Origin of the sequence: Halomonas lysinitropha (genome assembly GCF_902500215.1) — a bacterium.
Classification (GTDB): Bacteria; Pseudomonadota; Gammaproteobacteria; order Pseudomonadales; family Halomonadaceae; genus Halomonas; species Halomonas lysinitropha.
Genome location: NZ_CABVOU010000030.1, coordinates 18000 through 37754, shown reverse-complemented (window position 1 = coordinate 37754; position 19755 = coordinate 18000). Strand labels below are relative to the sequence as shown.

13 protein-coding genes are annotated in these 19755 nt (G+C 57.2%); all 13 read right to left on the bottom strand.

The genetic code is table 11. The features are described 5' to 3' along the window. Nucleotides 1-5: 5 nt before the first annotated feature. The 13 genes from HALO32_RS08010 to HALO32_RS07950 all read right to left on the bottom strand — a co-directional run bounded on the left by HALO32_RS08010 (nt 6) and on the right by HALO32_RS07950 (nt 19628). Entirely contained in the window at nt 6-725 is a 720-nt protein-coding gene (locus HALO32_RS08010) for a hypothetical protein (protein WP_151443272.1), read from the bottom strand. Next, on the bottom strand, nt 722-1768 hold the full coding sequence (locus HALO32_RS08005; RefSeq protein ID WP_151443271.1) for a GSCFA domain-containing protein: 1047 nt from the start codon (nt 1766-1768) through the stop codon (nt 722-724). Before HALO32_RS08005 ends, HALO32_RS08010 begins: the two co-directional genes overlap by 4 nt. Nucleotides 1769-1799: 31 nt before the next feature. Then, nucleotides 1800-2522: a hypothetical protein gene (locus HALO32_RS08000; RefSeq protein WP_151443270.1), complete on the bottom strand. Its 723-nt coding sequence runs from the start codon at nt 2520-2522 to the stop codon at nt 1800-1802. A gap of 346 nt (nt 2523-2868) precedes the next feature. Further along, a complete protein-coding gene (locus HALO32_RS07995; RefSeq protein ID WP_151443269.1) occupies nt 2869-3750 on the bottom strand; it encodes a hypothetical protein in 882 nt (293 codons plus the stop codon). Further along, entirely contained in the window at nt 3747-5360 is a 1614-nt protein-coding gene (locus HALO32_RS07990) for a heparinase II/III family protein (protein WP_151443268.1), read from the bottom strand. Before HALO32_RS07990 ends, HALO32_RS07995 begins: the two co-directional genes overlap by 4 nt. 2 nt (nt 5361-5362) lie before the next feature. After that, entirely contained in the window at nt 5363-7456 is a 2094-nt protein-coding gene (locus HALO32_RS07985; RefSeq protein WP_151443267.1) for a glycosyltransferase, read from the bottom strand. After that, complete coding sequence (locus HALO32_RS07980; protein ID WP_151443266.1) at nt 7453-10947, bottom strand: glycosyltransferase; 3495 nt, start codon at nt 10945-10947, stop codon at nt 7453-7455. The genes HALO32_RS07985 and HALO32_RS07980 overlap by 4 nt, the downstream gene beginning before the upstream one ends. A 142-nt stretch (nt 10948-11089) precedes the next feature. Next, nucleotides 11090-12409, bottom strand: a complete 1320-nt coding sequence (wecC, locus tag HALO32_RS07975; RefSeq protein ID WP_151443265.1) for a UDP-N-acetyl-D-mannosamine dehydrogenase — start codon at nt 12407-12409, stop codon at nt 11090-11092. Nucleotides 12410-12549: 140 nt separating this feature from the next. Beyond that, nucleotides 12550-13668, bottom strand: a complete 1119-nt coding sequence (wecB, locus tag HALO32_RS07970) for a non-hydrolyzing UDP-N-acetylglucosamine 2-epimerase (RefSeq protein WP_151443264.1) — start codon at nt 13666-13668, stop codon at nt 12550-12552. A 132-nt stretch (nt 13669-13800) separates the two neighbouring features. Continuing rightward, nucleotides 13801-14133, bottom strand: a complete 333-nt coding sequence (locus tag HALO32_RS07965) for a hypothetical protein (RefSeq protein WP_151443263.1) — start codon at nt 14131-14133, stop codon at nt 13801-13803. A 29-nt stretch (nt 14134-14162) separates the two neighbouring features. Beyond that, nucleotides 14163-16529 (bottom strand): hypothetical protein, encoded by a 2367-nt coding sequence (locus HALO32_RS07960; RefSeq protein ID WP_151443262.1) that lies wholly within the window; start codon nt 16527-16529, stop codon nt 14163-14165. A 20-nt stretch (nt 16530-16549) separates the two neighbouring features. Continuing rightward, nucleotides 16550-18382 (bottom strand): coiled-coil domain-containing protein, encoded by a 1833-nt coding sequence (locus HALO32_RS07955; RefSeq protein WP_151443261.1) that lies wholly within the window; start codon nt 18380-18382, stop codon nt 16550-16552. 163 nt (nt 18383-18545) lie between these two features. Beyond that, on the bottom strand, nt 18546-19628 hold the full coding sequence (locus HALO32_RS07950) for a chain-length determining protein (protein ID WP_151443260.1): 1083 nt from the start codon (nt 19626-19628) through the stop codon (nt 18546-18548). Nucleotides 19629-19755: the final 127 nt, after the last annotated feature.

Sequence of the window (19755 nt, the reverse complement as noted above, 5' to 3'; positions counted from 1 at the left end):
AAGCATCAATTACTGCCAAGCTTCTTTAAAAAGTGCTCAATCCAATATTTACCAAAAACTTCATTCATGTGTGATTTGTCAGATATATCATGAGGAAGATCATCGTTTTCATCACCAGTCGCGAGCTTCAGGGAGCCTTTTGAAAATGATTCTTTAGTGCACTCTACGCCAGACAAGGTCTGTAATGGCTGATAAAAAAAATCACACCCTATACGCCTTAAAGCATTCGAGTAGCACTCAGAAGACCGATCAAAGTGCCGTTCAATTTCTTCTTTTGAATGGTTCTCACTTTTGGCAGGGAAGGGCGTAGAACAAGCTAATATTTTTTTAATACTATTAGTCAGAAAAGTTTTTGAAACTTCTCTATACAAATGACCTGCCAATGAGTTAGAAAAACTGTCTAAACAGGAATTCTGTAAAACAGCATCAGAATATCTAGATGCATCAAAAGGAAAATACGAATAAAACCCAAGGCCATAAATAACTATGATATCATACTCGCTTGGCACAATTGATTCTAAACCACCAGAGGTAAAGCGCAACCCTTCTCTTAATGAACTGTTATCAGTGACCAATGCTTCCCCTTCAGCATAGACCCTCGAAAACCCACGCCCTCCATAGGCAAAGAATGTAATATCAATACCATCCTTTAAGCTATCATCGACGAGCTCAAGTCCTCTTCTGATCGCTCCGGCATGACTATTACCAATAAAGCATATTTTCATGGGCGCTCCGAAGTAGAAAACGAATCGAGAATTTCTTCATCACAGAGAACATCATCGGTGGCACTGACTCTGGGCGGAGCATGTGTCCCTTTCCTGTCAACAGGTCCGAGGCACTCGAAAAACTTATCCATTACAAAGCTAACACCATTGGGAACAACCGTACGGGCGTTAGTATCGTAAAAAATACCTCTAGTATGGGCTGATGATATAAGCTCATACGATGGAAAATAGTCGACATACCGTCTTGACTCCGCCAAATCTCCTGCCACGGCACGTAGGGTTGATTTTGAGTAAGTCGTTGCCGGCAACACATGATGTCCCGACATCGTTGCAGTCAGCGGAACAGGTGACACGGTAAGGAGAAACTTCAGCCGTGGATTGTGTTCACGCATTAGCTTAATCGAATCAACAAGACTTCTTTTTACCGAATTATAACCCTGATTCTTGAAAAGATGTCTATCTTGATCGAATTCCCCAGCGACAGTACCTGGACATATCGGATACTCGAAACCACTCACATCAAACCAAGACTCCGTAAGCCCCAGCGTAAAGACAAAGACGTCACAATCTACGACTGACTCCCTGAAACTTGAAAGAAAAACTTCACGGGACCGCAACAACTCTTCTTTACTTAAAAACCCATCAGGCTCTATTGACGGACGGAGAGGATCATAGAACCTATCACCCTTTTCCCATAACAATTCTGGAGGAGTCTCTAACTGGAAAGCATAACGTAGCAGCTGGTAAAGATATGAAGTGGTATAAATATTTCCTGAGCGACTACTAAATATTTCATAACTGAATCTTCTTTTTGATTCATCAGATAGAGTTTTAGGGGCAGGCTCCCTGTTAACCCACTTATATCCTCTTTCGCGAAAGTGCCGAGCGATATGCTGTGCAAAGCAAGATCCGTAAGTGGAAATTCGGGTTCTTGGCTTTATAGAGAACTTAGGCAACCAAATATTTTCAATATTAAAAATACTCTTATTTGCGATGGCGGAGCGCCAAAATTTATACTCTCCCAGAGCTCTATAGGGATTCACAAAACCTCCTTAAAACTACAAACAAATAGCATCAATCAAAGAACCTGATCATATCCAATTTAAACGAATCAGACTTTACTCTAGGAGCGATAGCCGAAATATAATCAGCTGACCATATCTTATTACGCTTACCTTCGTCACTTTCCAAAAATTCAAGCCCAGCATACATACACTGAAGCATTTTCACTGACCAGACAAAATCACCAACATAGGTACTTTTATAAGGAAAAGCACCAAGGTTACCAAAACAATCCACAAGATAATTTTTTAACTTTACTGAAAGTTCCTCGAACTTAGAAAAATCACCCTCAATAAAAAGCCGATAACTATACACGAGGGCACCACGTGACAAATTTTGAGATGTGGCCACAGATCTCTTTTGGTCAATATCGATAAACTTCATCAAGTCATCGAAAGTGGAACGCGGACAACCACGCCGAAAAATGTCAAGATGCCACTTGGCAGTTAGCAATGAAATATATAAGTGATTGCAATCAGTCCTTACCCCTAACGCTGCATTTCTGTTCAGCCTAGAAACTAGCTCAGATACCACATAGCTCACTTCATCAGCCAATAACTCAGAGCAAGAACCTTCTCTCACTTCTATAGACTTATAAATCCTTACAACTAAAACACAGACCAATTCATTTAGGGGTAAATCATTTTTATCCATTATCTCTTCACACAGCGAGATCACCTTTCGAGGATCGTTCGGCCTCACACTTATAGCAAGAAATTCATCATATAAATTCACTTAACATTCCCCGTCACATTAATATATTAATTTGAACGATCCTATATCCTTTAATACGCCAGCCTATCGACACCAATGCTTTCTCCTGGCCGGCTTCTGCGCTAAGCTGATAAACAGCCGAACATCGCATCATTCATGCGTGACCCGGTCACTACAAACACATGGACTCCTGGTTTGAAAATCGTCGATTACATACACTAAAGGGAAAATTCCCGTTGGTATCAAACTTGAGCGCTGGCAAGCTAAGCTCCAGAGGTCGCGTGCTTTATGAAGCTCCAGTCCACAACCTCCAGAAAGCATACATCTAACTAAACCGATCCTCGAGGCTCGATACCTAAACTAAAACTTATTCGACATATCCATACTTTACACAACACCAATCTAGATGAGAACGGATCTCAAATATTAGCTCATCTGGCACTTTTTTAATTTCCCCTGAAAACTTATTTGTGGCATTCCCATCCCCTATGGCGGAAACAACTGACTGCCGTAAAGCTTCTTTTGGAATGGGTGACCCAGTCAACTCCTGTAAACTATCAATGACACCATCCTTGATCTTTACAAGGTCCTCAAACTTTATTGTTACGTTATAATTGAAATCGCTCGCACTTCTTAAAAAACTGTCAACCTTTTCAACATTTACAGCAAGGTACTCTTTGTCAGAGCAACCATCTTTCCCTAAGTAACTCTTGTAATCATTCTTCCTGAAAGTTCTTGAAACCACTATATCCACAGGGTTTCTTAGTATCAAGGCAGATCTGTAATTTGCAGACCACCGTCTGAAATTAGAAAGCTTAGGATGGTGCAATGTATTAATCAGAAAAGCCGTGGTATTATATCTTTCTGAATAGGTGTAGTCGTGTAAGAGGAGATACGCCTCACACACCAGGTTTTTCTCATCTTTACTCAGGGGCTCTACATCTTGGATAAGCTTTTTTGGTAAATAAATTTCACCTAGAGGAATGCTTGGCCATGCTCTAGCGATACATGCTTGGAAAAGGTGTGATCCTGAAGAACCAATATTTGACAAGAATATTGTTTTTGCCTTCGCCTTAAGCCTTAACTCAGATAGAAAAATAACTTCATCGACCAGCTCACCCGGTGTCAATCCAAGCTTCTCAATGGCTTTGTCTACTCTCTTCCTCAGCTTTTCCATTTGCCGTGGGTTGTCTTCCCAATAATACTCAGGGCTTTCCACCAAGGTTGTGAGAATAGCCTTTATCTTCATGGTGTCGCGCCCCCAAGATTGATTGCAAAACTAATTGCGTCACTTCCCATAGACTCACAACTCATGCTATGAACTAGCTCAAAATCTCCATAGGATTTTGATATCAACGCTTGGTGGTTTTCAGCATCAACCTTGATCCTTGGCGTGATGGTAGCATAAACAATGCCGCCACCTAGAATGTCATAACTTTTGTTATCACCTTTCTTCTCAAACTGATATTCTGTGATAAAACCAGCTCCAAAAACTTGATCCGGCTTGAAGTTAGCCACTTTATCTCGAACAGCTATTCTTCCGCTATGAACATTCTTCCAGTCAACAGTACGCTTAATAACCTGGCCAAACATAGCTGACATGCCGGTAACACCATGCTCATTCACAACAACGCTAGGCGGCCTATTTAGCTGCTCCCTATTTCGCACAGCCAAACTTTTCACATAAGGCACATTATGTGATTTGTAACTGCGCAACTGCTTGCGCTTCGGATCATTTTCGTTATGTGAGCCTAGCCCACCATCCCCAAGCAGCGTTCGGCCGTTATAGTAAAGATAAATACTTAAATCATCATCATGCCGATGGTAATTGGAGTCATGGCAGTTTTTAAACAGGAGATAGTATGGTTTTTCTTTATACAGCCCTTTTATAACCACATACCCGGACTTGGAGAAATCATAAACAACAGGACCTTCCTCAATCTCTGTCATCTTTCCCTTCTGTCCGCCACGCGTATCTCCTACCATAGGGAGAGTGCCATCCGGCAGGGTAATCGCTTCCAGAAACCGTTCTGCATCTTCCTGTATTATTCTGGCCTCGATACCAACCGTCGTCTCACCCAGCTGCTCCAGCCGTACCAGTTTCTCTAGGCGACGCATCATGAATACATGATAGCCAGGGCTATTTTCCTTGTGCACGCCCTCTTCGGTAAAGGCAAATTTCACCTCGTCAATCAACCTTTTTTCGGCAAGGTCCGACTCAGCCTGCCACAGCTTTCTCCCAGCATGGAGCCCAAGGGAAAACACCGCCATCGCCTGGTCAAAACCATGGTTGGTGTGCTTGGAATAATTCTCTTCCTCGCTTAGCCAGGCTACATGGTTGGAAAACACTTCCGGAAGATTGAGAGTTGATTCCACGCTCAAGAGCTTTTCAACCAGTGCCTCGTTCGCTGAGACGACAATTAGCCAGTTGGTAAGATGCGTAAGCCTGTAGGCCGTTGCATGGTCATGCCAGCGCAGAGGGGACTGATCGCTGTTCGGTTCTTGTTTAAGCCACTGCAATAGCGCGGCAACACAAAAATCAAAATACTGCTCAAGCTCCCGCTCATCAAGAAGCTGATGACAACGAGAAAACCAGTCGAGAAACGGCAGGGCTTGCATCTGCCACCACCAGTTCCTGTCCTTGTCAGGGCTACACCAGTCGAATGTCAGGAAGTCGAGATCCGTATCTTCGAAGCTTTTAATCTCAACCTTTTTCTCATTGACTGCCTTCTCGAGAGATTTTTTTGCGACTGAATTACTTCCACCAACCTCACCCACAATGAACTTGTATGATCGGCTTAGAAGGGCGCCAAGGAGATCGGAAACCGGGTTCGGCAAGCTACAACTTGACTTTGACATTATTATACCATCATCTCACATTGAGTTCTTAACTGACGGACGATTGCTTCATGGTAAAAATGCTCATAAGCATAGCTAGTATTATCAACCTCAAGCTCTTTTTCCATCACGAAGCCAACCATCTCCTCCACATCAGAGAAAACAAACTCCTTGGGGTATACGGTTTCAGCGCCTGCCCACGGTAACATCAAGGGTATCGCACCCGATGCCATGCCCTCGGCAACCGCCTGGTGGCTTCCCTCAAAGTCGCTGGTAGAAACGATATAGCCAATCTTTCGATACCATTTCGGCATATCGTTTCCGTGACCGTCAAAGAAAACGTTATTACACCACGGAGCCTGCTTTATCTTTTTATAGAGCCCGTCATACAGTGCGAGTTCTTCCCGAAAGTTGGGGTTGGTTTTCATCCACGGGAAGTCTTCCGGCAGCTTACCCTTGACTCTTAGCGTATAGCGGTGATCCTTGTGCCAAAGCTTATCAAATAGCTCCAGCGCCTTGTCGAAGCGCTTGCGCCAGGGCACGATTCCTACAAACCCCAGTGTATATTGGGCTTCCGGGTGCTTGGGAAGGTTGAACTTTTCGACGTGGACGGTATTGAACACCAGCTTGGCACGCTCACGTGGCAGGTCGTGCATCTCCACAAACTCTTCATAGCGATACGGCGCAATGAAGATATAGCGGTCAATCTTCTCCCTGTCCGCTTCCTTGAGGTACTGGGGCTGGCTGTTTTCCTGAAGGTGTATGCGAACGACCAACCGCTGGCCCGCCTTCTTGTGGTGTGAGTACCAGCGGATATTGCCCAGCCCCCACTCGCAGAAAATGATGTCCGCTTGCTCAAGCTTGGCCAGGCTTTCCGTTTCATCGTGCTTGGTGTGGCCCTGCCACTGGTCGATCAACACCTGGAAGTTGTCATCTTCCTGATAGGCATTGATGGTATCGGTCAGAAACTTCAGGTCGTGCCCGGCAAAGAGGATGGTGGTCTTTTGCCCCTGAAGCAAACGCTCGACAATCCCCCCGTGGTTCACGGTTTTCGCAAAGCGCTTATAGGCATCGTAGGACATTCTGGCCGCTTGGCTATACAGCGCCACATCGGTCAAGGCTTTAGCGCACTTCTCGGCGGCCTGCTCCGGTGTTTCGGCAAATAACGGGTAATCTTCCCCCATCAAGGCCCTGTGTACCTTGGTGGCGCGCAGGATCACCGGCTTTCCCGCACTCATGTACTCGAAGAGCTTGGTGGATAGCTCCTGGGAATCGTCGTTGTCGATCAGGTTGGAACGCAGCGCAAAGCCGATATCGGAGTTTCGCGACAGCTGGATGCTTTCCTGACGAGACACCACCCCCACCCAGTTGACGCTTTCATCGTTGGCAAAAAATGTCTCGATGTCGTTCTTGCGTCCTCCCAGGTCGCCATGAAACTTGTTGCCGGCAATGTTCAGCTTGGCATATGGCAGCAGCTCCTTGAGCCGCTTGAAGGTATCGACCAGTCCTGGCGTACCCCACTCCTCCGAGAACTTCCCCGTGTAGCAGAGGCTGTTCAGGCGGTTGCGAAAGCCAGGGTTCTTGAGGATGGGAGGAATCAGCGGCGGCAGAATGTAGAGGTGCTCTTCGGGAATGCCGAACTCACGACTGTAGCTGGTGCGCATCCGCTCGCTCTGCACCACGGCAAAGGCCGTCCGACTGAGCATCTCGCCAATCTCGGCCTTTTCCTGGCCGGTCAGCTCCCCCAGGCGCTGGAACGGCTCAAGCGTGTAGTAGGCCAGCCGCCCGGGCAGCAGCTTGATCAGCTCCTTGCCCATGGCGATATTGCCACGCACGAAGACACGATCATAGCGATGCTCGGCATCCAGTGAGCGAATCGCCTCGACCACCTGCTCGGGCTTCATGGGCCGCGGGTGCTTCTCGATTCGGTTGATCCCTGGAATCGCCCTCACCTGCTCGTTGAGCGGTCCACCCTGGTCCGGTGCCTTGTGCAGAAAATCGAGTTCGACTCGCGGGTCACTGGCCAGCAGCCGCAGCAGCTCTGCCAGCCATACCGAAGAGCCATCCATGATGTTGAGGTTGACGTCGCCATACACCAGCAGCTTGAGGTGTTTCATACGGCCACCTCCTTGAGCTCCACAGGCATATCACTCTTGTACTGTGTCTTGATCGCGGCATCTTCCAGATGTGTTTCCGGATACTGCTGGTCGAGGCTCATGGGTACCTCGATGCCTTCCAGTGGCTTGGCGAACTCGGTGAGCACGCGGAATACCTCTTCCTCGGAGTTTCGGTTGAGATAGGGATAGAGCACGTTGCTGTTTTCCAGATTGACCACCAGGCGCTTGCGGTGATAGCCCTGCGCCTGGAAGTGAGCCCTGGCCTGCTCTACCTGCTGCTCGGTACCCGCCGTGTAGACCGCATTGGCCAGGGGCAGGTGGGGCACTACAGGGATACCCAACCTTTCACACACCTGCTCCAGGCGATCTGCCAGGGTGTGCCTGCCCAGCGTTTCCCTGACCCCCTGAGCGCTGATTGCCGCATAGGCTTCAGGGTCGCGCAGACGCTCGACATACGCGACGATCTCCTCCTGTCGATCGCTGGCACAGACGATCCCCCCGAACTGGGTAATGACCCCCTCGGAGTAGTTGCTGATCACCGGCGTGCCGGAGGCCAGCGACTCGTAGACCCGGCGCGCGAACATGGTAGGGCTATGTTTCACGGTATTGAGGTTGACCGTGTAACGATAGCCCTTGTAGGCCTTCCACATCTCGTGGGGTTCCAGGTAGCCGATCACATGCTTCTTGAAGTGCTCCGGAAACTCCAGATGCGCCACGCCACGCTTGAGGCAGCGGTCATAGATGTCATAGTCCACACCTGCTTTTTCCAGCCCCTGCATGATGGCATGGAAGTTCTCGCAGCGTTCGACCTTGTCGCTGTAATAGGAGCCTGCAAAGGCTGCCTTGTCGTTGCGTGCAATCCAGGGCACAGGGTTGTGCACCTGAGGCTGACTGAAGAAGGAGAGCGGTTCGGCTTCTATCCCATACTCCTTCCTGTATTCCGGCACCATGTTGGCATCGGTGGTGTAGACATAGTCAAAGAGTTTGGCGGTGGGCCCGAAGCGACTGAAGTGGACCGGGTCCTCTTTCGCCCAGAACACGGTGGGAATGCCCCGCTTGCGACAATAGCCAATGACCTTGAGCAGATCGTCCATCCGGTTGGGACCGTTGGAGGTGTAGCCATACATCAGGCCACTCCAGGTGTTACCGTTGCCGAACCAGCAGCTCTCCACGAAGAGGAGGTCTGGCTGGGCCTCCTCCATTTGCCTTTCCCAATCGTCGGGCGTGATGGCCGTCAGGTCCACCTCCATCTTGAAGCATTCCATCGTGAACTCATCAAGAATGGCGGCGACCTTGATATCGGAAAGCCTACGGGCGGGTATGCTGGGCCCGTCGCTCTGGGCCACGATGGAGCTGGCCGGCGCTTCCCTGGGCCGAATTTCAGACTCGCAGGCGACCTCGCTCTTCAACCACAATTTGCCCTTGGCGTTCCAGCGCTGCAGCCCGATGGCAGCTTCTGTGGCCCCCCGAGGTGGCATCAGCTGCACCAGTCGATCACCTTCCTCACTGATATAGGAGAAGGCACCGACCGTGTTGGACAGCGGCAGCCCTGAATAGGGCGGCGGGATCTCCTGTTGATCCTTGTCGTAGTAGACCACTCGTACGATAGCGGCCTTGGTATGCCGGCCTTCATTACCCTCAAAGTCCAGCCTGGCCGTGACGCTGTGGGGTAACAGCTCATCGACCGAAAAGCGGCTCCAGTGCGGTGTTTTGGTCAGCTCCTGCTCGGTGGTCTCAACGTTCGCCGGCTCCGGCGCATGTACACCTACACCCTGAACGCGAAGATCACTCACCACGACCTCTTCACCCTGCTGGTGGTTGAAGGCACACAGACCAAGCGAGACCTGGGTGATACCAGCGGGCACAGTAAATTTGTGCTGTTGTGAAGCTCTACCGTCAGATGGTACCAAGTACATGAAGTGCGACTTCAGGTGGCCCGATTTGGCGAGCTTTCCAAGGGGCTTGTCGACACGGTTACCGCTGGCATCCTTCCCCTGCAGCAGCAGCACCGCCTTACGCTTTTGCCCTTCGGCGATATTGCGATACTCCACCTCGGACGAGATCGAAAGCTGCTGCCCTCCGGTGACCTCGAAGGTGAACCAGGTCGGGTCTATCGGCTGAAGCGTAATCGGCTCGGGGTGTTGCAGCAGTGCTTTAGTACCGCTGCCTTGCCCCGACCTTTCTTCCTGGCCTTGTACTGTCGAAGCCTCCTCACTCCCCTCCCCCTTCAGCGCCCGCACCATCGGCTCGGTATGCGCAGAGAACAGCAGCTCCGTACTTCGCTTGGGCGCTGGCAGATTCAATGACTTCTGAAGGGCTGTCGCCAGGCTTGCGGCACTGCCGGCCTCGAAACTCACCACGCCTTCATATTTGTCGGCGTACTCCGCCAGGGGTGCTACATCCGAGACAACCAGCCGCTTGCCGTAGGCCAGGGCCTCGGCGGCTTTCATGGGCGGCACGAGTTGGCATACCGCCAGGGGCTTGCGGGGGATCACCACGGCATCCAGCAGCGCGTAGTAGTCCGCTACCTGGGCATGCGGCACCCGCCCGACCTGAATCAGCCAGGGTGGGGTTTCCTTCAAGCCGGTATCGGCTAGGTGGGCAGCTGAAGCCCCGCTGTGGTTTTTCAGGGTCAGGGGCTGGTCATCGCCAACCAGCAGCAGCTTGAGCTTTTCGCCCTGTTGCACCAGCTCCGAGCAGGCATCAAACAGCACATCCAGACCTTCATAGGGGCTGAAACTGCCCACGTAGCCGATCACGCGCTCGTCCTCGGCGATGCCCAGTTTCTGCTTCAAGGCCGGTTCTGCGGGCTTGCGCTCGGGCAGCTGGCTGACGCCGTTGGGGACGATCTCGATTCGGGCGGGGTCTACATCACGCCGCGCCAGCTCCTCCCTCATCGGCTGGTTAAGGGTGAACACCTGCTCGGCCTGGCGGGCCACGAAGGCATCGAGCTCGGCTTCCTGCTTGAACGCGGCGCCCTCGGCGTAGCCCGGCTCACGGCCCTCGCGGGAGAGCTCCCAGAAACCACGCACTTCGTTGTAGAAGGGCAGCCCCAGGCGCCTGGCGGCAATCCAGGCCGGCAGGCCCACGATCCAGTTCGAGGCCGCCAACACTGCTGTCGGGCGATAAACCCGAAATAACTCCTCAAGACGCGCTACGCTGGCTTCCAGGTGCTCACGGGGGCCGGCGGGGGTTCTGCCCTGGGGCCAACGGCTATGCAAATAGCGCACGCCGTCGATCTCGGCCTCCGGTGCCAGGCTGCCCTGCTCGGTACCCAGCTCCCAGGGGCGCCCCGGGCGCACAATACACAGGGTTTCCAGGCCTTGCTGGTTGAGCGCCCGGGCGATGCCCTGGGTGCGCACGGCATAGCCGTTGCTGGCGTAGCTGGCCCCGTGGCTGACGACATAGGCGACACGCCCCTGGATCGGGGCGAACAGGGGCGTGGTGGTTTGGTCGGCGAGTTGAGTGGCGAGGTGGAGAAGGTCGTCCATGGGTACCTACGTGCGGAGTGAGCGCGCTTTGTGCTGGTGGGGAGTAACGTGTAACAGTGGCCTTGGGCGCCTGCGGCGCCAATCGTCGAAGCGTCGAACCGGCAGCAAGCTGTGCTCCCACAAGGAGGGCGGGGCTGCGATCCTACAAGGGGTCGCGACGATCGTAGACAGCGCGTCGCTCGTATCCCATAAGACCGACAGCGTCGATGAGGGTGGCCTTGCTGCGTACGGCCTCGGTCTGCTTGATGAATGACTTGTGCTTGACCAGTACACAGACCACGTCGGCCTGGGTCAGGGCTTCGTCCAGGGAGGCGAGTTCGACGTTAGGCCGCTGCAGGCTTTCCGGCAGTGCTTCGATGTTGGGTTCCACCACCTGGACACGGCAGCCCAGTTCGGCCACCTGCTGGACGATGCCGAGGGCGGGGCTTTCTCGAAGGTCGTCGATATCCGGCTTGAAGGCGATACCCAGGCACGCCACGGTGAGATCGCTGCGGCGGGCATTGGGATTGGCCTCGTGATGCCCCTCCAGTGCTTCGCGAACGCGGCCGAGTACCCAGAGGGGCTTGGCATCGTTGACCTTACGCGCCGTTCGGATTAACTGGGCCTGCTCCGGGCAAGCATCGACGATAAACCAGGGGTCCACGGCGATGCAGTGGCCACCCACACCGGCGCCAGGGGTGAGGATGTTCACACGGGGGTGGCGGTTGGCCAGCGCAATCAGTTCCCAGACGTTGATCTCCAGCTCGTGGCAGATGGTGGAGAGCTCGTTGGCGAAGGCAATGTTCACGTCGCGGAAGCTGTTCTCAGTGAGCTTGGCCATCTCGGCGGTGCGGGCGGTGGTGGGCACGCACTCCCCCTCCACCACGATCTCGTAGAGCGCACAGGCCGCCTCGGCGCACTTGGGCGTCATGCCGCCGATCACGCGGTCGTTCTCCACCAGCTCGCGGATCACATGCCCGGGCAGTACCCGCTCCGGGCAGTGCGCAATGCGGATATCCGAGGCCGCGCCGTGGGTCTGGGGGAAGCTGAGATCGGGGCGTGCCTCGGCCAGCCACTCGGCCATCTGCTCGGTGGCACCCACCGGGCTGGTGGATTCCAGCACCACCAGGTTGCCGGGGTGTAGCATCGGGGCGATGGACCGGGCCGCGGCCTGGATGTAACTGAGGTCCGCCTTGTGATTCTGGCCATTCTCATCGGTATGGAAAGGCGTGGGCACGGCCACCAGGAAGGCATCTGCCGGTTCCGATGTCGTGGTGGCGCGCAGGTAGCCCTCCTTCACAGCGGCATGCACGACCATGTCGAGCTCGGGCTCGACGATATGGATCTCGCCTCGGTTGATGGTATCCACGGCCTGCTGGTTGATGTCTACGCCGATGACCTGCTTCTTGCGGGAGGCGAAGACGGCGGCGGTGGGCAGGCCGATGTAGCCCAGGCCGATCATGGAGATGGTGTTGAATTGCATAGATACTTCCGTGATGTGTGTGCGCCCTGCGGGCTTGAGAGTGGTGAATGGTGAGTGGTGGATAGTGCCATTCACAAGCGCGAAGCACGCTGACTACTCACTTTTCACAAGCGAAGCGCTCACAAGCCGCGCAGCGGCGCTTACCGCGAAGCAAGTGCATCGCGAATGCGCTGGCAGGCCTTGCCGTCGCCGTAGGGGTTATGGGCATAGCTCATGGCGTTGTAGGCGGCCGGGTCGGTGAGCAGGCGGGTGAGCTCGCCGGTGATGGTGCTGACGTCCGTGCCCACCAGCTTGACGGTGCCGGCGTCCACGGCTTCGGGGCGTTCGGTGGTGTCGCGCATCACCAGTACCGGCTTGCCCAGCGAGGGCGCCTCTTCCTGGATGCCGCCGGAGTCGGTGAGGATGATATGGGCGCGGTTCATCAGGTAGACGAAGGGCAGGTAGTCCTGGGGCTCGATCAGGTGAATGTTGGCGTTGCTGCCCAGCAGGCGGTTGACCGGCTCGCGCACGTTGGGATTGAGGTGCACCGGGTAGAGGATCTGGGTATCCGGGTGGGCCTGGGCCGTCTCGGCCAGGGCCTGGCAGATGCGCTCGAAGCCGTCGCCGAAGCTCTCGCGGCGGTGGCCGGTCACCAGGATCAGCCGCTTGTCGTGTTCGAGCATGGGGAAGCGGGCGGCCTGCTCGGCGGCCAGCGGGGCATTGTCTTTCAGCTTGGCGGTCACCTCGAGGAGGGCGTCGATCACGGTATTGCCAGTCACGTGAACTCGGGCCGGGTCTACGCCCTCTTCCAGCAGGTTGTGGCGGGAGGTGGCGGTGGGGGCAAAGTGCTGAGCGGCGAGTGCACCGGTGAGCTTGCGGTTGCCCTCCTCCGGCCACGGCGAGTAGAGGTTGCCGGTGCGCAGGCCGGCCTCCACGTGGCCCACCGGGATCTGCTGGTAGTAGCAGGCCAGGGTGGTGGCGAAGGTGGTAGCGGTGTCGCCGTGCACCAGCACGATATCCGGCTGGAAGTCGCTGAGCACGCTCTTCATGCCCTGCAGGATGCCGGTGGTGACATCGTTGAGGTCCTGACCGGGTTTCATCAGATCGAGATCGTAATCGGGGACGAGTTCGAACAGCGCCAGCACCTGGTCGAGCATTTCACGGTGCTGGGCGGTCACGCAGACCCGGGAATTAAAACGCGCATCCGTGGCGAGTTGGAGGGCCAGCGGCGCCATCTTGATGGCTTCGGGCCGGGTACCGAAAACGGTGAGGACTTTCACGACTGCATTCCTTGGCCGTAGGGCCGGTTTCCATGGTGAGAGGGGTGAAGAAGCAAAAAGGAAAAGGTGGCGGGGATGATGCGCCGGGCCCGCCACAGGGCCAGCCCGGCCGAGTGCTCCTCCGCCGGGGCATCAGCCCCGCTCGAGAAGCCGGTGCTCCAGCGTCTCGCAGCGGTTGAAGTAGTGCTCGAGCAGGCGCTGGGTCTCGGCCAGCTGGCGACTCAGCGCCTGGGGTTCCGGCACTGACGCCGCAGCCTTGGGCGCTTCGAGGCGCCTTTCACAGAGGATGATGTTGGCGCGAAACAGGGCGTCGCCATACTGGCTGGCAGCCTCGCGATAGAGCCCCAGCGCGTGGGTATAGTCGCCTTTCTGGAAGGCTCTAGCCGCGCGGCGGGCAAGACCGGGCGAACCGGTGGCCGAGGAGGAAGTGTCGGCGCTGACAGGGGCTTCACTTGCGGCGTTCATGGGCGGTCTCCAGGGGGTCATGTGCAATGTCAGCCATCGATGCGCCAGGCGTTGGCCTGGGGCACGTCAAGGCGCGACCATTCCCGCTGGCGCGCGTCCAGCAGGCGCTGCCACTGAGCGGGCAGGGCCTCCTCGTGATGGCCATCGGCATGGGGCAGCACCAGGTCCAGTCGCTGGGTCGGCAGGCGCTGAAGAAGGGTGGCCAGGGCGGCCTGGCGGGAGTGCCCGGCCTCGGGTAGCGCCTGCCCCACCACCACCAGAACGCGGGCCGCGTCGTCCAGCCAGCCGTAAAGGCGCTCCAGTAGCGGCTCGCAGGCGTAGAAGAGCTGATCTGACGCTGCGGCAACCCAGGGCGCGTGCTTTACGGTGACGGCGCCCGCAGTGCCGGCCGAGGCCAGCAAGCCTTCCAGCTCGCGACATGCCTGCTGGCGGTGCTCCACGCTGATGATGCGCTGGGGCAGGTCACCCTGGGAGGGCGCGATACGCTGCTGGCCTGCCGAATTGTCGCGCGACCCTTCGAGGCGCGGGTCCGGCATGGCCACCCGGGCCAGCAGCTCAGTCAGCGAGGCCATGCCGAACACCAGCACCAGGTCGTGGCGCTGCTGCTGGTGGTACTCCAGCAGGGCCAGGGCCTGGGCCGGCAGCACCTCGGCGCCGGGCAGGCGCCGACCGTGGTGCAGGTAGTGTGCCAGAGCCTGCTCATCACGCTGCTGGCGAGCACTGCGGGTAACATGCTGACCCAGCGCGCTGGTGGTCTGCTGGATGTAATGGCGCTGCTCGCCAAAGAGCTGATCCAGCTTGCCCTCGAGCTCGCCCAGGCGGCTGCGGGTGGCGTCCTCGCCTTGCTGCTGGGCGGCCAGCTGCTCGCTGAGCCTTGCAATCACGGCGTCCTTGTCGCGCAGCGCCTTGCCCACCTCTTCCAGGCTGGCCTGCGCTGCCTGGTGCTCCTTCTTGCGATTCTGGAAATAGCGCTGGTACTGGTCGCGCTCCTTCTCTGCCTCGCTGAGCTGCACCTGCAGCGCTTCATGCTCGCGCTTCAGCCTAGCCAGTTCGGCGTCGCGCACCTGCAGCGTATCCGCCTGCTCCTCGGCCTGCTGCTTGCGATTCATGAACCAGGTGTGCGTCTGCTCCAGCTTGGATTGCGTCTCGGCCCGGGCCTCCTGGCTCTCGGTGCTAACCTTTTCTGCTTCGGCCATGGCCTTCTCTGCCTCGGCCCTGGCCTGCTGGGTGGCGGTCAATTCTTCCTGTACAGCCTTGAGCTGCGTATCCAGCTTTTCGCGTTGCGCCTTCTGCTCTGCCAGGGCCTCGTCCTGCTGGTCTCGCTGCTCCATCAGCTCGGTGAGGGCCTTTTCCTTCTGCGCCAGCGTCTCGTGCTGTTCTGTGAGCTGCTGCTTCAGATTGGCAAGCTCGGAGTTGGCCGCCTGGGCCTCCTGCTGCGCTTGCTGGGTGGCTTGATGGCTCTCAGCAATAACCTTTTCTGCTTCGGCCTTGGCCTTTTCTCCCTCGGTTCTGGCCTGCTGGGTGGCGGTCAATTCTTCCTGTACAGCCTTGAGCTGCGTATCCAGCTTTTCGCGTTGCGCCTTCTGCTCTGCCAGGGCCTCGTCCTGCTGGTCTCGCTGCTCCATCAGCTCGGTGAGGGCCTTTTCCTTCTGCACCAGCGCCTCGAGTTGCTCTATGAGCTGCTTATTAAGCGTGGCTTGGGCTTCGGCATGGGCCTCCTGGCGATCGGCAATGGCCTTCTCTGCCTCGTCCCGGGCCTGCTGGGTGGCGGCCAGCTCCGCCTGCAGCTGTGTCAGATGGCGCTTCAGCGGGTTGAGCTGCAACTGCCAGCGTGGCCAGTCGGGGTCCTGTTGGTCCTCCGCAGTGATCTCGTAGCCGTAGGCCTGCAGGGCCTGCAGTAGCTCGGGCGCGCCGACACTGCCCTCAAAGAGCGGCTCGGGGCTGGCGGTCAGCCGCAGCTGACTGAAGCGTTGCAGCCGGTCGCCATCGATCAGCGCCTGCAGGATGGCCTGCTCTTCGCCGGGGGCTTCCAGGATCAGGGTGGCGCCTGGCTCGTCCGAGCCAGGGCCGGACGCGTCCAAGAGCTCGGCCGGGGGCATCGTCTGCACCGGGTGGCGCTCCACCCGCTTGAGGCCGGGGAATAGCTGCGTGAGGGCGGTGGGCTCGCGCAGGCTGTGAGCGTCAGGCAGGTTGAACGCCAGCAGCTCATGACGACTGGGATCCGGCGTGATGGCCGCTTCTACCACGGTAACGCGGGCCTCGTTCTCGGCCATGATGCGCAGCTGCTCGGCCAGCTCGGGGTGTGGCTCCACCAGGACGATACGCTCGGCGTCGCTGGCCAGCCACTCGGCCAGCTCGCTGCCGTGGCCCGCGCCGATGTGCATAAGAGTGTGCATGGGCGTGTCTCCCTGGCCCGTCAGCCTTGGCCGTTGACGAATTCGGCGCGGGCTTCATCCGCGGGGGGCTCGGGCGCCGGCAGCGCCGGATAGCTGGAATGAGGAGAGCGCCCTTCGCGATACCCGAAGCGCAGGAAATGCACCAGCGGATTGACCCCGCTGGTGGCCACGTCGCGGTAGTGCAGCAGATACCAGACGGTATCAAACTCAGGGCCTGGCTGGCGGCCCTCCTGCGCACCGGCCTTGAGGTAATGCTTGATGGGATCCACACCGGCCTCGGCCACATCCGGATAGTGGCGAAGATACCAGTCACGGTCGAACAGTGATGAGGCCGCGATATGTTGGTAATCCTGCTTGAGTGCCCGCCTGGCATGCCGGCCCTCGCCACGCCTTCCCTTCTGATGCGCGGCAGAAAGCGCCAGAACGTGGTCGCGCTCGGCCTGCTGCTGTTGCTGCTGCCTGGCGCTCAGCTCCCTGGCGCGCGACTCGCTGACTTCGCTCAGCCGTGCCAAGCGATGCTGCAAGAACCGGCACTCCTGCGCTGCGGCGGCTTCGCGCTGCTGGCGTTCCACGACAACACGCTCCAGCTCTTCCTGCACCCGATGCAACTGTTCAAGCAGCAGGGTGTTTTCTTCCTCAACACTCTCCAGCATATCGAGCCTGCTGGCCTGCTGCTGGATGGTGGCCTTCTGGCTCTCGAGTTGCTTATCGAGGGTGGCCTTCTGGGAGGCCATCGACTGGTGGCCGGTTTCCAGCTGCGTAATGTGCTGCTGATATGCCTTTTCGGCGTCGCTGGCACGCTGAGCCGCCTGGTCGGAGGCCTTCTGCTGCTCTTCCAACACATTCCTGAGCTGCTCGAGATCAGCCTGCCAGGTGTGCCATTGTTTGCTAAGCTGCGCCAGGTCTGCATCACGGGTTTCTAGCTGCTTTTCCAGGTCGGCTTTCTCGGTTGCCAGAGCCTTATGGCAGCGCTGTTGCTCCTGGCACTGATGATGCATCTGCTCCAGTTCTACCTGCACCCTATGCAGCTGTTCGAGAAGCAGGTGGCTCTCCTCTTCCTGAGCGGCGTGGCGCCGGCTGGCCTGCGCGTAGGCCTGCTGCTCCCGCGTCAGCTGAGCCCCTTGCCGTTCCAACTCGGCGTCACGCTGCTGAAGCTGCGCCTTGAGCGCTGAGGTTTCCTGACTCAGGGCATCATGCTGTTCCTGCAGGGTATCGAGTGCCCGAGTGGTCGCAACAGCCTGCCGTGCCTGCTCGAAACTGAGCTGCTGTTCGGCTTGCCACTGCTCATAAAACGCATCCGCCGAAAGAGCTCCCTGCGGTTCGAGCGGCGTGGCGATCAGCGGCAGGCTGCAGGCCTCCAACTGAGCCAGCAGGCCCTTGATCTCGCGGTGCTGCTGCAGCGTTTGCAGGGCAAGCATTTGGTAGAAGGCCTGGTTCAGGCCCTCGGCATGCAGCAGTGCCGGCAGATCGAACGTCTCGGGCAGGTCGACCGTCACGTGCCAGTGGTTGGCCAGGCTGTTGGCTGCCTCGTGGGGGACTTGCATCACGGCCCGGATGTCGATCAACACCGTGGTGTTGCGGTGGGCCTTGAAGTAGGCCAGCAGGCGCTTGGCGTGGTCGCACCAGCGCTGCAGGGCCGCTTCAGGTTTTTCCCCCTGCTGCATGGCATGTTGAACCGCCAGCGCCGGCGGCTGATAGGCAAGCAGCACTCCTTCTGCCTCGAACTCAGGGGTGTCATTACTCAGGTACCAGGTGGTGGCATTGGCACCGTCGGGCTGGCAGCCCATCGCCTGCAGCCAGGGCATAAGGTTTTGCCAATCGCTGTTGGGAGTGACCCCGAGTTTGATCTTCATAGGGTGGCCAGTAGAGACATGGGCGTTAGGTGAGTGGTGAGCGCGCTTCGCGCTTGTGAGGAGTGAGCGCTTCGCTTGTGAGCGCGCTTCGCGCTTGTGAGTGGTACTTCTCACCTCTCACCTCTCACCACTCACCACTCACCATTCACCATTCACCATTCACTTAATCACGATGATCGCGCACGATTAGCACCAGCATGCTGGCGATAAGTGCCAGGAACAGGGTGACGATGGCAAACAGCGTGCTGTTGTAAAGGCGGTCGGGCTTGGTGGCGTATTCCGGCATCAGCGGGCTCTGCAGCACGCTCACTTGCTTGAGCTTGCGGGCGGCTTCCAGGCGGGTGTTCTCCAGGGCGGCCAGGGCACTGGAGTAGGTCTCCTGGGCGAACTGGGCCTTGAGCTCCAGGGTTTCGTACTGCGCGGAGATGCGGTTGAGCGATTCGCCGGTGGCCTGGGCCAGGCGGTCACGCTGCTTCTCGATCTGGTCGCGCAGGGCGTTGATCTGAGCCTGCACGCGGCGCATCTCGGAGGATTGCTCGCTCTGGTAACTGCCGAGCGCCTGTCGTTGAGCCTGCACGCTGGCCAGTTCGCCCTCCAGGGTGGCCACCACCTGATTGATGCTTTCCACGGTGCTGGTGGGCGAGACCAAGCCTTCCCGGTTCTGGAACTCCAGCAACTTGGCACGGGCGTCTTCCAGGCGGCCTTCCAGTCGGCGCAGCTGCTCTTCCAGGAAGCGTACCTGCTCCTCGGCCAGGCGCCGGCCCATCTCGTTCATGTGCGCCTCGCCGGCCTCCAGCAGCAAGGCCACCATATCGTGGGCAAACTCGGGGCTGTAGGCCTGCACGCGAACGTTGAGCACGCCGGCGTACTCGTCCATCTCCACCGTCACCCGGCGCAGGTAGTACTGGTGCAGGTCCTCGATGGGCGCCTGGGCGTCGCGCAGCCGGGCCAGGACGTCACCGTTCTCGCTGAAGTGGGTGCGGACATCCATCTCCTGCTGCGCGCGCTTGAGCATGTCGACCGAGAGCAGGTACTCGCGCAGTAATAGCAGGTCCTGGTTGCCGCTGGTGCCGGTGAGCATGGAGGAGAAGCTGATGTCGGGCTGGGCAATCTGCGGGCTCTCCAATACCACGGTGGCGCGGGAGAGGTAGCGCTCCTGCGCCACCAGAAACCAGTAGCCGCTGACGAGGACGATGGCCAGGATGGCCAGGGCCCAGTGAGGGTGGGTCTTGATGAATGCTTTCATGTAATGGGTGAGCGCTTCGCTTGTGAGTGGTGAGCGCGCTTCGCGCTTGTGAGGAGTAGGGAGTGAGCGCCCTTCGGGCTTGTGAGCGCGCTTCGCGCGTGTGAGGAGCGAGGGGTGAGCGCCCTTC